The organism is Dankookia rubra (genome assembly GCF_004355005.1).
Classification (GTDB): Bacteria; Pseudomonadota; Alphaproteobacteria; order Acetobacterales; family Acetobacteraceae; genus Paracraurococcus; species Paracraurococcus ruber_A.
In genome coordinates this window covers 254,339-268,666 of sequence record NZ_SMSJ01000001.1, presented here as the reverse complement: position 1 = coordinate 268,666, position 14,328 = coordinate 254,339, and the positions used below count along the sequence as shown (strand labels likewise).

14 protein-coding genes and 1 tRNA gene are annotated in these 14,328 nt (G+C 71.8%); 5 read left to right on the top strand and 10 right to left on the bottom strand.

Translation table 11 applies throughout. From position 1 onward, the window contains the following. Positions 1-7: 7 nt before the first annotated feature. Both E2C06_RS01270 and E2C06_RS01265 read left to right on the top strand, forming a co-directional pair. A complete protein-coding gene (locus E2C06_RS01270; RefSeq protein ID WP_133286758.1) occupies positions 8-862 on the top strand; it encodes a 4-(cytidine 5'-diphospho)-2-C-methyl-D-erythritol kinase in 855 nt (284 codons plus the stop codon). A gap of 26 nt (positions 863-888) precedes the next feature. Further along, positions 889-963, top strand: a tRNA-Gln gene (locus E2C06_RS01265). Positions 964-985: 22 nt separating this feature from the next. Here E2C06_RS01265 and E2C06_RS01260 read toward each other — a convergent pair. Next, on the bottom strand, positions 986-1,207 hold the full coding sequence (locus tag E2C06_RS01260; protein WP_133286757.1) for a hypothetical protein: 222 nt from the start codon (positions 1,205-1,207) through the stop codon (positions 986-988). 427 nt (positions 1,208-1,634) lie between these two features. On the opposite strand from E2C06_RS01260, the gene E2C06_RS01255 reads away from it, so the two are divergent. Next, a complete protein-coding gene (locus E2C06_RS01255; RefSeq protein ID WP_133286756.1) occupies positions 1,635-3,230 on the top strand; it encodes a deaminase in 1,596 nt (531 codons plus the stop codon). A 68-nt stretch (positions 3,231-3,298) separates the two neighbouring features. Next, entirely contained in the window at positions 3,299-3,610 is a 312-nt protein-coding gene (locus E2C06_RS01250) for a putative quinol monooxygenase (protein ID WP_133286755.1), read from the top strand. Positions 3,611-3,756: 146 nt separating this feature from the next. Here the strand turns inward: E2C06_RS01250 and E2C06_RS01245 are convergent, their stop codons facing one another. Further along, positions 3,757-4,656, bottom strand: coding sequence for an alpha/beta hydrolase (locus E2C06_RS01245; protein WP_133286754.1), 900 nt, complete (start codon positions 4,654-4,656; stop codon positions 3,757-3,759). 109 nt (positions 4,657-4,765) lie between these two features. Between E2C06_RS01245 and E2C06_RS01240 the strand changes: the two genes are divergently transcribed. Continuing rightward, positions 4,766-6,331, top strand: coding sequence for a GMC family oxidoreductase (locus E2C06_RS01240; protein ID WP_133286753.1), 1,566 nt, complete (start codon positions 4,766-4,768; stop codon positions 6,329-6,331). Here E2C06_RS01240 and E2C06_RS01235 read toward each other — a convergent pair. Genes E2C06_RS01235 through E2C06_RS01200 form a run of 8 tightly spaced genes read right to left on the bottom strand, consistent with a single transcriptional unit; the run spans position 6,321 to position 14,328 of the window. Next, entirely contained in the window at positions 6,321-7,283 is a 963-nt protein-coding gene (locus E2C06_RS01235; RefSeq protein ID WP_133286752.1) for a sodium:calcium antiporter, read from the bottom strand. The genes E2C06_RS01240 and E2C06_RS01235 overlap by 11 nt on opposite strands. Continuing rightward, the gene (locus E2C06_RS01230) at positions 7,280-8,680 is read right to left on the bottom strand and encodes a glycoside hydrolase 5 family protein (RefSeq protein ID WP_133286751.1); all 1,401 of its coding nucleotides are present in this window, start codon (positions 8,678-8,680) and stop codon (positions 7,280-7,282) included. Before E2C06_RS01230 ends, E2C06_RS01235 begins: the two co-directional genes overlap by 4 nt. Positions 8,681-8,725: 45 nt before the next feature. Beyond that, complete coding sequence (locus tag E2C06_RS01225) at positions 8,726-9,577, bottom strand: class I SAM-dependent methyltransferase (RefSeq protein WP_133286750.1); 852 nt, start codon at positions 9,575-9,577, stop codon at positions 8,726-8,728. Then, complete coding sequence (locus E2C06_RS01220) at positions 9,574-10,695, bottom strand: phosphopentomutase (RefSeq protein ID WP_133286749.1); 1,122 nt, start codon at positions 10,693-10,695, stop codon at positions 9,574-9,576. The genes E2C06_RS01225 and E2C06_RS01220 overlap by 4 nt, the downstream gene beginning before the upstream one ends. Next, positions 10,680-11,717 carry a GNAT family N-acetyltransferase gene (locus E2C06_RS01215; protein ID WP_206664388.1) on the bottom strand — a complete coding sequence of 346 codons (1,038 nt, stop codon included), beginning with the start codon at positions 11,715-11,717 and terminating at the stop codon, positions 10,680-10,682. The genes E2C06_RS01220 and E2C06_RS01215 overlap by 16 nt, the downstream gene beginning before the upstream one ends. Beyond that, entirely contained in the window at positions 11,707-12,759 is a 1,053-nt protein-coding gene (locus E2C06_RS01210) for a glycosyltransferase (RefSeq protein WP_133286748.1), read from the bottom strand. The genes E2C06_RS01215 and E2C06_RS01210 overlap by 11 nt, the downstream gene beginning before the upstream one ends. After that, positions 12,750-13,535: a PIG-L deacetylase family protein gene (locus E2C06_RS01205; protein WP_133286747.1), complete on the bottom strand. Its 786-nt coding sequence runs from the start codon at positions 13,533-13,535 to the stop codon at positions 12,750-12,752. The genes E2C06_RS01210 and E2C06_RS01205 overlap by 10 nt, the downstream gene beginning before the upstream one ends. Continuing rightward, the gene (locus E2C06_RS01200; protein ID WP_133286746.1) at positions 13,522-14,328 is read right to left on the bottom strand and encodes a nucleotidyltransferase family protein; all 807 of its coding nucleotides are present in this window, start codon (positions 14,326-14,328) and stop codon (positions 13,522-13,524) included. Before E2C06_RS01200 ends, E2C06_RS01205 begins: the two co-directional genes overlap by 14 nt.

Below are 14,328 nucleotides of genomic sequence, written 5' to 3'. Positions count from 1 at the left end.
TGTTCGCATGCTCCGCGAGGCGGCGCCCGCCAAGGTCAACCTATACCTGCACGTCACCGGGCGGCGGGCGGATGGCTACCACCTGCTCGACAGTCTGGCGGTCTTCGGCCCGGCCGCCGATGGGCTGGCCCTGGCGCCGGCGGACGACCTCTCCCTGACGCTCGAGGGGCCATTCGGCGCGGCGCTGGATGCCGAGTTGGACAACCTGGTGCTGCGCGCCGCGCGTGCCCTGGCGGAGGCCGCCGGCATGCCGGCGCGGGCGGCGCTGCGCCTCGACAAGCGGCTGCCGGTCGCCTCCGGCATCGGCGGCGGTTCGGCCGATGCCGCCGCCGCGCTGCGCGGGCTGGGCCGGCTTTGGGGACTGGGGCTGGGCGAGGCACGGCTGGCGGCGATCGCCGCGCCGCTCGGGGCCGATATCCCGGTCTGCGTCGCCTCGCGCCCCGCCCGGATGCAGGGCGTGGGGGAGGTGCTCTCGGCCGCCCCGGCGATCCCCGGCTGCGGCCTGCTGCTGGTCAATCCCGGCGTGGCGCTGGCGACCCCGGCGGTCTTCAAGGCCCGCGCCGGCGGTTTCACCCCGCCGGCCGCGCTGCCTGCCGCCTGGCCGGATGCGGCCGCCATGGCGGCCTGTCTGGCAAGTCTTCGCAACGATCTGGAGGCGCCGGCGATCGCGCTCTGCCCCATGGTCGCCGAGGTGCTGGCGGCGCTGCGCGCGCTGCCGGGTTGCCTGCTGGCGCGGATGAGCGGGTCGGGCGCGACCTGCTTCGGCCTCTTCGCCGATGCCGCCGCGGCGCGGGCGGCGGCGATGCGGCTACCCGGAGAATGGTGGCGCGACGCGGGGGGGCTTTACGGCGGGGCCACATGACCCCTATTCACCGGTCCCGCGACGGATGGGGCGTCGCCAAGTGGTAAGGCAGCGGTTTTTGGTACCGCCATTCCCAGGTTCGAATCCTGGCGCCCCAGCCAATCTCTTCCGGACCCGCTCCCGTCAGGCCGGCTTGCCGAGCCGCCGGCGACCGCCGACCCAGGCTTCCTGAGCGCTCGGGAAGGTTTGCTGCGACTGCTGCACCACGATCTGCGTGGTTTCCTCGACGATCATCCACATCCACCTTCCAGGCGGCAGCAGCTGGCGCTGCACCTTGACCTCGTAGCTCCGAGGGTTGCTGGGGGCGATGGCGGGGCCGTTCTTGCCGATGACGCTGGCTGACATTCGTCTGTAGCTTACAGTTCGAGGGGTATTGCGGACCACCACCATCCGGTGTGATCGCAGACGACATTATCACGCATATGCGAGTCTCCGAAGCTCACGAGGCCGATCGTTGCGCGGTCGGCCGACCTACATTGCTTTTCTGTCGCGTCAGGGACGTTTTGGCCAGGGCTGTAACGCCTCTCCCATGCCAGGACACGCATTACTGTGCGGCGACCCATGCACAAGCTGCTGAACGTCGGATCAGGGCGGCACCCCGACGGTCGATATGCGCCTGCCGCTTCGGGTTGACCCGACACATGGCGGCGGAGCAGGCGCGGGACTTGGTGCCCAACACCGGGCGGGCTTCGGCTGATGCGCCCGCAGCGGCAGCGCGGGCAAGCAAAGCCTTGATTTGCCTGAACCTTGGGCTTGGTGCTTGGATGGCGGCATGGGTGACGGAACACCGATGACCACCTTGCTGGCCAAGCCGGGCCGGATCGAGGCGCTCGCCCTGGCCCGCGCGGCGCAGGGACCGGACCTGGTGATCGCCGTGGTCGGCGCGGTTGGCTCCGGGACCTCCTCGGTCGCGCGGGTGTTGGGCCGGCTGCTGGCCCGCAGCGGCGGGGCAAGCCTCGCCATCCGCGCCCGCGACGTCCTGGAACGCGCCGCGCCGCTGGACTGGGCGGCGGCCGGCGCGGAGCCGCCGATCCGTCGCTTCACCGCGCTGCAGGCGATCGGCAGCCGGCTGCGGCACGAGAACGACAACGCCTTCGTCGCCGCCGGGATGATCGCCGGGATCCACGCCGCCCGCGCCGGCCAGCCGGGCCCGGTGATCGCTATCTGCGACGCGCTGCGCCATCCGGCCGAGGTGCAGTTGCTGCGCTCCGTCTATGGGGAGGCCTTCTGGCTGCTCGGCGTGGTCTGCGACGAGCGGACGCGGCATGCCCGCCTCATGCGGAAATACGGCTTCGCGCCGGATGACCCCGACGCCGCGCGGGCGGTGCAGGACTTCATGGGGCGGGACGAGAATTCCGGCATGGAGCACGGCCAGAAGGTGGCCGAGGCCTTTCGCTTCGCCGATTTCCACTGCGACAGCTCGGCCGCCCTGCCGCGGGCCGATGCGCCGGACGCGGTGCTGGATGCCTGGCCCGTGACCGCCGATCTTGCGCGCTTCCTGCGCCTGGTGCGCGGCGAAGGGGTCATGCTGCGGCCGACCGAGGCGGAGCAGGCGATGTACCACGCCTATGCGGCGCGGCTCGGCAGCGCCTGCCTGTCGCGCCAGGTCGGCGCGGTGCTGCTGGGCCATGACGGCCAGCTGCTCGCCACCGGCTGCAACGAGGTGCCGCGCGCCGGCGGCGGCCTCTACGGCGAGGGGCTGGACGACCCGGCCGAGGTCGAGCGCGGCCGCTGCCACGCCTATGGCGGCTTCTGCCGCAATACCGACGAACGCAACAAGCTGGTCGACCACGTGATGGAGCTGCTGGAGGAGCAGGGGGTGGAGCTGGGCGATGCGCCGCGCCGTACCTTGCTGGCCCGGCGGCTCCGGCGCTCACGGCTCGGCCATCTCGTGGAGTTCAGCCGCTCGGTCCACGCCGAGATGGATGCGCTGATCTCGGCGGCGCGCCGCGGCGTCTCGACCAGCGGCACGCGGCTGTTCGTGACGACCTTCCCCTGCCACAACTGCGCCCGCCACATCGTCGCGGCGGGGGTGGACGAGGTGCAGTTCATCGAACCCTACCTGAAGAGCAAGGCGCTGGCGCTGCACGACGACAGCATCACCCTGCCGCGCGAGGGCTGGGTGGCACCGAGCGTCGCGCGGCGGCTCGGCCAAGCGGGCCCGCACCGGGTCTGCTTCCGCCCCTACGTCGGCGCCGCGCCGCGGCTGTTCCGCCGCGCCTTCCTAAAGGACGGGGAGGTGAAGGACGGCATGACCGGAAGGCTGCTGGCGGAGCCCGAGGACGCCTTCGAGAACCGCCGTCCGCTGACCGAGGGCTACCGCGCGCTGGAGGCGCGGATCGCCGCGCGCTTCGCCGGCACCGGCTGAGCCGCGGTTGGCAGGGCACCGCGCCCGGCCTAGGTTTCGCCATCCACAAGGAGGGGGAACGTCCGACCATGATCCACGTACTCGCCATGATCACCGCCAAGCCCGGCATGCGGGAGCAGATCCTGGAGCATTTCCGCGCCAACATGCCCGCCGTCCATGCCGAGCAGGGCTGCATCGAATACGGCCCGGCGATCGACGCCGAGGGCATGGGCAAAATCCAGACGCCGCTCGGCGGCGACACCTTCGTCGTCATCGAGAAGTGGGAGAGCCTGGACGCGCTGAAGGCACATGGCGCGGCGCCGCACATGGCGGCCTATGCGGCGAAGACGCGCGAGATGATCGCCAGCCGGGTAATCCATGTGCTGACGCCGGCGAGCTGAACCAAGAAGGCCGGGGAGAAGGTATTCTCCCCGGACCCCTCATCTATTTTTCTGAGTCGGCACTCGCTTCGCAACGTGTGCCGACTCACAGAAAGCAAAGGTGGGGCTTGGGGAGGAAATGCCTTTTCCTCCCCAACCTTCCTTGCCTACCCCGCGAGATGCTCGCGGATGAACGTCCCCGCCTTGGCGATCGCCCGCCGCCCCGCGGCAAGCTGCGGATGGAACAGGTGCCAGACATGGATCATGTCCGGCCAGACCTCGAGCGTCACCGCGACCTCCGCGGCACCCGCCTTCCCCGCGAAGGCCACGCCCTCGTCCAGCAGCGTCTCGGCCGAGCCCACCTGCACCAGCAGCGGCGGCAGGCCGTGCAGGTCGGCGTATAGCGGCGAGACCAGCGGCGTCCGCGCCGCCGTGCCGCCGCGGTACATCGCCGCGATCTCCAGCAGGTAGGGCTTCTGTACCATCGGGTCGGTCGCCGCCTTGGTTTCCATGCTGGCCGAGGCGCTCTCCAGATCGACCCAGGGGCTGACCAGCCAGGCGCAGCCCGGCATCGGCAGGCCCTGGTCGCGCAGCGCCAGCAGGGTCGCTGCGGTCAGCCCGCCGCCGGCGCTGTCGCCGCCGATGGCAATGCGACCCGGCGCGAAGCCGCTTTCCAGCAGGTGCCGGTAGCCGGTGACGGCATCGTCCAGCGCGGCGGGGAAGGGGTGCTCCGGCGCCAGGCGGTAGTCGAGCGCCAGCGTGCGCAGCCCCGCCTGCCGCCCGGCTTCCGCCACCATCGGCCGGTGGCTGGCGATGGAGCCGGAGACATAGCCGCCGCCATGCAGGAAGAGCAGCGCGCGCGAGGCATCGGCGCCCGGCGCCTCGCTCCATTCGGCGGGCACGCCGCCGGCCCGCGTCGGCTCGACGCGGATATCGGCCGGCAGCGGATAACTCCCGCCGAGCGCGTCCAGCCGGCGCCGGCGCTCGGCGAGTTCGGCCGGCCTGGGGCGCGCGGCGAGCAGGTCGCGGATGGCCTGGATCTCGGGGTCGGTCCGGCGTGCGGTCATGCTGTCCTCCCGTGCCGCGCTGCGGCGCGGTCGGGCGCATCCTCGCCCCGGGTCGCCGGCCGCCGCAAGCGCCGTTAGGATCGCCGCGGCGAGGCGAGGGATACCCTGCATGTACGACGTGATCGTGGTCGGCGCCGGCTCGGCCGGGGCGCCCCTGGCGGCGCGGCTGAGCGAGGATTCCGGGCGCCGCTTGCTGCTGCTGGAAGCCGGCCGCGACTGGCGCGCGGCAGAGGCGCCGCCTGCCTTGCGCAGCGCCAACATCATCCCCTTCATGCACGACCCGGCGCATCAGGCGCAGTGGCAATGGCCGGGACTGATGACCCGCCGGACGGCGGCGCAGGAGCCAAAATTCTACTGGCGCGGGAAAGCGCTCGGCGGCTCCTCCGCGGTCAATGCGCAGATCGCCATCCGCGGCGTGCCGGCCGCCTTCGATGCCTGGGCCGAGGCGGGGTGCGAGGGCTGGTCGGCGCGCGATGTCCTGCCTCTTTTCGACGCCATCGAGGACGATGCGGATACCGGCGTGGCGCCGGGCATCCGCCGCGGCGGCCCGCTGCCGGTGCATCGCGTGCCCATCGGCGACTGGGGCGCCGTGGATCTCGCGCTGCGCGATGCGGCGCTCGCCGCGGGCTATCCCTGGAAGGCCGACCTGAACGCGCCGGAAGGCGAGGGCATCTCCTGCAACCCGATCAACAGCCGGAACGGCCAGCGCATCACCACCAATGACGGCTATCTCGAGCCGGCGCGCGGCCGGGCGAACCTGACCATCCGCGGCGGCGCGCTGGTCGACCGCGTGGTCTTCGAGGGCACCCGCGCCCGCGGCGTGCGGGTGCGGTTCGGCGCGGCATGGGAGGAGATCGCGGCGCGCGAGGTGGTGCTCTGCGCCGGCGCGATCCACAGCCCCTGCATCCTGATGCGCTCCGGCATCGGCCCTGCGGCGGCACTCGCCGCGCTTGGCATCCCGGTGCTGCACGGCCTGCCGGCGGTGGGACAGCATTTCATGGACCACCCGATCCTGCGCGCCACCCTTGCGCTGAAGCCAGCGCATGTGGCGCGGGGCGCCGATGCGCGCCACACCAACTGCTGCCTGACCTACAGCAGCGGCCTCGGCGGCGGCGGCGCGCGCGACATGATCATGATCGCTTACAACCACCGCGGCCTGGCCGGCGACCTGCCCGCGGCCTCGGGCGCGATCGGCGTCGCGCTGTACGATGCCTTCTCGCGCGGCGAGGTGCGGCTTGCGTCGGCCGATCCGGAGGCGCAGCCCATCGTCGAGGAAAACATGCTGGCCGATCCGCGCGACCGCTTGCGGCTGCGCGACGGCGTGCGAAGGCTGGCGGCGCTCTGCGCCCGGCCGGAGGTCGCCGGCCTCGCCGATTCCATCACCTTCGGCGACAGCGCCCTGACCATGACGGAGGCCGCCGACCTGCCGGACGCGGCGCTGGACGCGCTGATGCTGCGGGAGGCTGGCGACATCCAGCACGCCGCCGGGACGTGCCGCATGACCGCCTACGAGGATCCGCGCGGCGTGGTCGACCCGGACCTGACCGTCCGCGGCGTCACCGGCCTGCGCGTCGCCGATGCCTCCATCATGCCGACGGACTGCCGCGCCAACCTGCACTTCACCTGCGTCATGATCGGCGAGAACCTGGCCCGGCGGATGCGCGCTAGCGCCTGAGCAGGAACACGGTGGCGGCGAGATAGGCGACGTACCCCGTGCAGAGCAGCGCGACGAAGCCGGGCCCCATCGCCTGACCGCGCCTGCGGTGGTTGCGGAGGGCGTAGGCCGCCAGCACCGCGACCAGGAAGCCGATGTTCAGCGCATAGATCGCCACGTCGCCGACCGCGGCACCGATCACCGCCAGCGGCAGCAGCGCGACGGTGAGCGAGACGATGCCGTCGCCCATCACCGCGGCAATGGCCACCGTCGGCTTCCCGTCCCGCGTGAAGCGCCAGGCCGACCAGCTTTCCGGCAAGGCGCAGAGCAGGCCGATGACGAAGAGCCCCACCACCATGTCCGGCATGCCGAGCGGCCCGCCGACATGCTGCGCGCCGATGACGCTGGCCAGCGCGCCGAGCCCGATCGCCGGCACGCCGATCGCGGCGCGGCGCGCGACGCCGGCCGGCATTGGCGCGCGTTCCACCCAAGGGCGGCGAAGCAGCGCATGGCCGATATAGGCGGCGAAGGCGGCACAAAGGATCGCGCCGTCCACCGGCTGCAGTCCGGCGAGCGGCGGCGGCAGGGTCAGCGCCGTCAGCAGCAGCACGGTGCCGAGATAGGGCAGCGCCTGCACCTCCACGACCTGCGGCTGCACCGCGGGCGGCGCTTCCGGTTCCGGCCGCAGCCGGCTGGCGAGCCAGGAGAGCAGCACCGCAAGCGGCAGCGCCGGCACGTTGGAGCCGAGCGCCGCGCCGAGGCCGATATCCGGCCAGCCGAAGGCGGCGGAGGAGAGGTTCACCGCCGTCTCCGGGGCCGCGGTGGCGATGCCCATCAGCGCGCCACCGGCAGTGGCCGGCAGGCCCCAGCGGTTGCGCAGCGCCTGCAGCAGCTCCGCCGCCCGCGCCGCGCCCCATTGCATCGCGCCAATGCCGAGCAGCACCAGCCCCAGCCATGGCAACAGCGCGATCATGCCGGCCCGATGGCGAGGGCGATGTCGCCGGCGAAGGGCGGCAGACGGGCGACGAGTATTCCGTTGCCCTGCGAGTTGGCCTCGAGCTCGCCGGCCGGCCGGCCGGCCTGGGTCTCCCACAACGCGGCGCGGTAGCGTCCCGGCGCCAGGCCGGGCAGCCGCAGCGTCGCGGGGCGTGGCGGCATCGCCGCATCCAGCCGGCCATCCGGCAGCAGCGGCCCGCGCCGCAGCAGCCAGACCACGGCCTGCCGCGCGTCGCCGCAGCCGAAGGCCGCAATGTCCGGGTCGATCCCGATCTCCTCGTTCAGGTTGCCGCGGCGGAAGCGCGGCCAGTCCACCAGCGGCAGGAAATCCGCCAGCGCCCGCTGGGCGCGCCGCATCCCGGGTGTCAGCGTATGCGGATGACGGTTCGGCCACCGCATGCCGCCACCCACCGCACCCGAGGCGAGCTGCGCCCATTGCATGTGGCGGAAATACTCGTCGTCGAACGCCTCCGGCAGCGTGCGGTGGCGGTCCTTGAAGGTGTGGATCGGGCCATGTTCCGATTCGTGGAAGGGACGCGCATCGGTGATCTGCGCCAGCGCTTGCCGCACCAGCCGGCCGGTGCTGATCGCGGGCACCACGGTGTCGCGCGGGTCGTCGATGGTGCCTTCCTCGTAGAAATGGCTGCTGGCGAAATCGAGGGCGGGGTGGCGGAAGATCGGCTCGTTCAGCCAGGGCTTCCAGCCGAGCTCAGGCCCGAAGACCGAGACGGTCTGCAGGTGCGCCCGGCCATGCAGTCGCGTTTCGAGCGCGCGGAGGAAGGGTGCCACGTCGTCGATGAACTGCGCGAAACCCGCGGGGTCGCCGCCGGCCTGGGCGGGATGCATCTCGTTCCAAAGGTCCCAGGCGAAGATGACGCCGCTGCCGCCCCAGCGCTCCGTGGCGAAGGCCAGCCGTGCCTTCACCGCCTGCCGCGTCGCCGGGCAGACCAGAAGCTTGCGGCGGGAGGCGCAGGGGCCGCCATTGGCGCGGTTGTAGGGATGGTGCTTCCAGCGGTTCCACAGGAAGAAGGTATCGAAAGGCGTCAGCAGCAGCCGCAGCCCGATCACTTGGCACAAGGCGACCAGGTCGTCCCAGAGCCGCACCAGCGACAGGTTGAAGCGGCCGGGCGCGAGCTCGAAATAACGGTGGTCGCGCTGGCAGTATTCCAGCATCAGCCGCAGGCAGGTGACGCCGCTGTCCTTCAGCCATTGCAGGTGGCGTTCCACGCCGGGCAGGTCGCGCCGGCGATAGAGTCCGGCAAGCTCGGGCCAAGTGATCGCGTCGTTCTGGCCGATCGGGGTCCAGGCGGCGCCTGAGTCATCGTTGAAATAGGGCGCGTCCGTCGCGCGACCGATCCAGGGCAGGCTGGTCAAGGCGGATCCTTGTGGGGACTGGTAAGCAGCAACCCTGGCCGGAGTTCAGGGTTGCGCGTCGTGCCGCAGCCAGAAGATGCTGCCGTCCCACAGCACGAACTCCCGCGTGCCGTTGCGCACCACGCCGAAGCCGCTGGCGGCGGCGATCGCTGGCAGGTCGTGCCGGTCGGCCGTCGCGCCGCGATAGCTGAAATTCAGGATCAGCAGCGTGCCGCCCGGCCGCAGCACACGCGCGGCCTCGGCCATCATGCGGCCGGCGAGGCCGAGGCCGCCCTGGACGAGGTAGGGGAAGACGTCAACCGCCAGAACCAGGTCGCAGCAGGCATCGGCAAGCCCCGCCAGGTCGCCCCCGGAACAGGTCTCGAAGCGCAGGCCGGGATGCCGCGCCCGGGCTTCCGCGATCATCGCGGGCGAGACGTCGAGGCCCAGGACCGATCCCGCCTCCGCCGCCAGCGCCGCTGCCAACCGGCCGATGCCGCAGCCGAGGTCGAGGATGTCCGGCCGACCTGCCAGCAGGTCCTGCGCGCGCAGCCACTCCACAAGTTCGGCGGTCGCCTCGGCCAGCAGCGCCGGGTCTCCGAGGCTATAGGCGGCGACGCTTGCCTCCGGGCTGATCCGCACCAGCCGGTCGAACATGGCGCGGCTCTCGGCGATGGCGGTCGCGGCGTCCGACTGCTCGGCATGAATCGCGCCGGCGCGGAGCATGCGCTCGATCGTCAGCAGCCCGTCCTGCTCGGATTCGGCCAGGGCGAGCAGCGGGGCCAGGGCGGGCTCCGCCTCCGCAGCCGTCGCCAGGCGTGCCACAACCGTGGCGGCCGGCCTGCCCTCCAGCAGCAGGCGCATGAGCGCCACCGGCGCGGAGACGCGCCCGCCGAGGTAGTCGTCGAGCGGCGTCATGCCAGGCAGGACCGCCCATCCGGCCAGGCGACGCGATGGAAGTCCGCAAGCGTCGCAGCGACATCGCCAAAGCCGTCGCGCGTGCCGAGCGGATCCCGGCGCCCGGCATGGCGCAGCAACAGCGGCACCTCCTCTCGCGTATGGTCGGTGCCGGAATGCGTCGGATCGTTGCCATGGTCCGCGGTGACGATCAACAGGTCCCCCGGCGCGCAGGCGGGCAGGAAGCCGCCGAGCCAGGCATCGAATTCCGCCAGCGCGCGCGCATAGCCAGCGGGGTCGCGGCGATGGCCGAACTCCGTGTCGAAATCGACGAGATTGGCGAAGACCAGGCCCTCGCGCGTTGCCGCCCAGGTCTCGGCGATCGCCCGCAGGCCCGCGGTGTTCGAAATGGTCGGGGTGGAACCTGTAAAGCCGCGGCCGGCGAAAAGGTCGGCGGTCTTGCCGATGCCTTGCACCGGAAGCCCCGCCTCGACCAGCGCATCGAGAACGCTGCGCGGCGGGCGCAGGGCGAAGTCGTGCCGGCGCGGCGTGCGGCAGAAGGCGCCCGGGCTGCCTTCGAAGGGACGGGCGATGACGCGTCCGACAGCCCAGGCATCGGCATGGCGGCGCGCGATCTCGCAAATCGCGTAGAGCCGGCTGGGCGGGATCACCGCCTCATGCGCCGCGATCTGCAGCACGGAATCGGCCGAGGTATAGAGGATGGGCAGGCCGGTCCGCAGATGCTCCGGCCCCAGCCGTTCGATGATCTCGGTGCCGCTGGCCGGGATGTTGCCGAGGAAGCCGGTGCCCGCCTCCGCCTCGATCGGCGCCAGCAGCGCGGGGGGGAAGGCGTCGAAGACGGCGAATGGACGCTCCGCGACGATGCCGGCGATCTCCCAATGCCCGGTCGTGCTGTCCTTGCCCGCGGCACGCGGCCGCATGCGGCCCCAACTCGCATGGGGGGTAGGGCCTTCGTGCCCGGTGATGGAGGTGAGGCCGAGCGCGTCCAGGACCGGCAGCCGCAGCCCGGTGCGGGCGATGACATGGCCGAGCGTATCGGCACCCGCATCGCCGTACCGGTGGGCATCCGGTGCTGCGCCGACGCCGACGCTGTCGAGCACGATCAGCAGGCTGCGCATGGCGGCACCAGGCGGCGGCGGAAGGTCGGCTGATCCTCGGCACCCCAGAAATACTTGTAGCGCTCGCGCCCGCGGAGGAAGTCGGCGACGACGCATCCCTCGGCCATCGCCGCTTCCACCGCTTGGCCGACCAACAGCATGCCCGGGCTGAGGCGTTCCAGCGCCGGGTCGAAGCCGCTGAGATAGAAGTAGATCCGCCGCGCCGCGCGCCCGGGTGGATCGACCAGGGCATAGAGCACCGCGACGATCTCGCCGTCGAGCCGCAGGACGTGGAAGCGCAGCAGGCCGGCGCGGTGCAGCGCGGGCAGGGCATCCCGGTGCATGGCCTGAACGGCAGGATCGGCGAGCACGCCGCCCTCGCCGCGCGTCGCCCAGCGTGCGGCATGCAGGCGGAGCAGCGCGTCGAAGGGCGCCTCGATGCCCGCGGCCTCCGTCGTCCAGTCCAGCATCCCGGCCTGCTCCGCCCGGCGGCGAACCGTGCGGAGATCACGCAGCGTCTTGGCGGAGATGCGCGTGGCCAGCGCATCGAGGCGTTCGGGCAGGGCGAGGCAGGGGCAGGGGTCCGCGGCTGCGACCTCCTCTGTCCAGCCTGCCGGCACCGGCAGGGCCAGCAACGCCGAACCGGCGCGCAGCTGCGGCCATTCCCAGGCATCCGCATCGGCGCGCAGTGCCAAGTGGCGGCCCAGGGCGGCCAGTGCGGGTGCCTGGCTCGGCAGCAGCAGCGCATCGAGGTAGTCGGTGGTGGCAATGCCGAGCGGGAACAGCAGCCGCCCGGTGCCCTCCGGCCGGGCGTAGCGGTAGAAGGGGAGAAGCCCGACCAGCCTGCCGCCCTCGCGCAACGCCAACGCCAGCAACGCCCCGTCACCGACATGCCGCCACCACGGGATCAGCCAGGCCGGCGACTGGAAAGGTGTCGCATCAGGCACGGCCTGCCACAACGCGTCCCATTCCGGCTGCAGCCGCTCGAGCGCCGGTAGATCGGTGACCTCCTCGATCGCTGGCCCGGCCGGATCAGGCCGCATGGCTGCTGCCCGGCCGCGCAACCCGATGATAGGCGCCAAGATAGCCGGCGAGCATGGCATCCGCCGAGAACCGTCGCCGCGCGGTGGCGCGGATGGTCGCGGGGCAGAGCCCGTCCGCCGCCCGGATCGCTACGGCCATCTCGGCCACGTCACGGACCAGGAAGCCGGTGACGCCGTGCTCGATGATGTCGGCCAGCGCGCCGGAGGCGAAGGCGACTACCGGCGTGCCGCAGGACATGGCTTCCATCGCCACCAGCGAACTCGTCTCCGGCGCGATGCTGGCCGAGATCAGGCAGCGCGCCGCGCTCAGCAGGCGGCGCTTGCGGGCAAAGCCGAGCGGGCCGAGGAAGCGGTGCGGCAGCGTGAGGCGCGGCAGGACCTTGTCACGCCAATAGGTCTCGTGCGCCGCATAGGGAAAGACCTGGCCACCTAGCAGAACCGGCATTCCCGCCTGGCTGCCGGCTTCGAGCGCCGCATGCTGGTTCTTCTCCGGGCAGACGCGGCCGAGCAGCAGGGCGAAGCGCCGTCGCGTGAGCGGCAGGTGGAGCGCGTCGGTCGCCACCCCGTTGTCGATCGGCGGCAGCAGCGAAGCGCAGGGCGGACAGGCGCGATGCTGGGACGACGAGACCGCGTGCAGCCAGGTGTCCGGGCGCGCGGGGCGGAAGACCTCGGGCGGGTACCAACCCGGCGGCAGGTGCAGCGTCGCCAGCACCGGTACCCCGGGGGACGGCAGGTAGCGATGGAAGTCGATGCCGTGCATATGCACCAGATCGACCGGGTAGCGCCTCAGCGCCGCGGCGATGCGCTCGCGCAGCGCGGCATGCACGGCATCCTGCATGGCATCCGTCACCGGCCCGGGCGGTAGCGGGATCGGCAGAAGCGTGCTGTTCGTGGCGGAGCCCTCGCAGGCGAGCACGATGGCACGGTGACCGAAGCGCGGCAGGCCGCGCTCGATCGTGCTCAGCACCTGCTCCGCCCCGCCGACCGCATCCGGCCCGACCGGCGCGAAGGGAAAGGCGACCTGCAGGATCGTCAGTGCCATGGCACCGCGGCCGCAAGCTGGCGGAAGCGCTCGCCCGACATCCCCCAGGGAAAGCTCTCGTAGAACAACCGTCCTTCATGCGGCGGCCGGGTGAAGTCGTATCCGGGGGCGGTGCGCAGTCGCTCGGTGGCAACCGGGAAGGCCGCGAGCACCGCACGTTGCGTGGCGAAGCAATCGAGCATCCGGCGCTTCAAGGCGCATTGCCCGGGCGAGAGGGAGAGCGTCACCGACGCCGTGCCCGCATGCGGCAGGAAATCGCCGACTGCGATGCCATGCGGTCCGGCGTGATAGCCCGCCATCTCGATGATCGAAGCCGGACAGCGCCGCACCGCCGCATGCACCGCCAGTGCGATGGCATCGTGGTCGGGATGGCCGCCCTCGTAGGCATGGGTCACCACGATCTCGGCGCCGCAGGCCGCAATGGCCGAGGCGATGCCCGCGACGACATCCGGCAGGTGCAGCGCCGCTTCCTGGTCCGGCACGCCGAGCGTCTGCGCCGCGGCGGCCGGCAGTCCGGCCAAGGCGAGCGCCGCCGCCAGTTCCCCGTGCCGCGCGGCGGCATAGGCAGCACAATCGGCGAAACCATGGGCTGCAACGTCCTGCCCGTTGCGCGGCGCGCCATCCGTGACGTGCAGGATCCGCGCCCGCGGTAGGAGTGGTAGCTGGCCGCCGAGCCCGATCACCTCGTCGTCCGGATGCGCCGCGACGATCAGCACGCGCGCCGGCGACAGGTCCTCGCGGCTGGCGAGCCTGCGAAGAAACTCACCGGACGGCATGGATCCGGGCGGCCTCTGTCGCGCGCTGCTGCAGCACGCGGAAGGGGACAGCGCCGGACTCGCGCGGGCCAGGCCTCTGCGCGAGCAGCGAGACCGCCTCGCGATAGCCGTTCAGCGTGCCGACATCGACATAGACCTCGCCGGCACGGACGCCTCTCGCCGCGCCGCCGCGGGCCAGCCAGGCATTGACCAACGTGCCCATGTACTCGTCGCCCCGGCCAGGCTCCTGCCAGAGGGAATGCAACTCGTGCAGCACGGAGCCAGGCAGCTTGAAGGCGCCCCAGATCCAATGACTGCGGGCGTCGCGGCGCTTAACCTCAATGGTCTCGACCCGGCCGGCGGCATCGGTGACAACGGCATCGAAAAACTCCGGCCGTTCGACCGGGAAAAGCAGGAAGCTGAAGACGTCGTCCGGCAAAGGTGCCAGTGCGGCTTCCGGGAACCAGATGGTGTCCGGCAGGCCAACCACCACCGGCTCCTCCGGCCTGATGAGCGGCAGGGCGCAGAACAATGCGTCGCACAGGCCGCTCGGTTCCTGCTGCACCACATAGGCAATGGAGGCACCGCCTATGCGCGAGCCATAGTAGTTGATGATGTCGCTCTTGCCTGGAGCGATGACGAAGCAGATCTTATCGACGCCGGCGGCCAGCATGCGCTCGATTAGGTGCTCGCTGACGGCGCGCGGGCGCTCAACCCCACCTTCCAGCCTGCTGCCGACCGGCAGCAGTTCCTTCGAGAAGGCCAGGGGTTGGATGCGGCTGCCGAGGCCGGCCGCAGGGATGATGCCCCACAT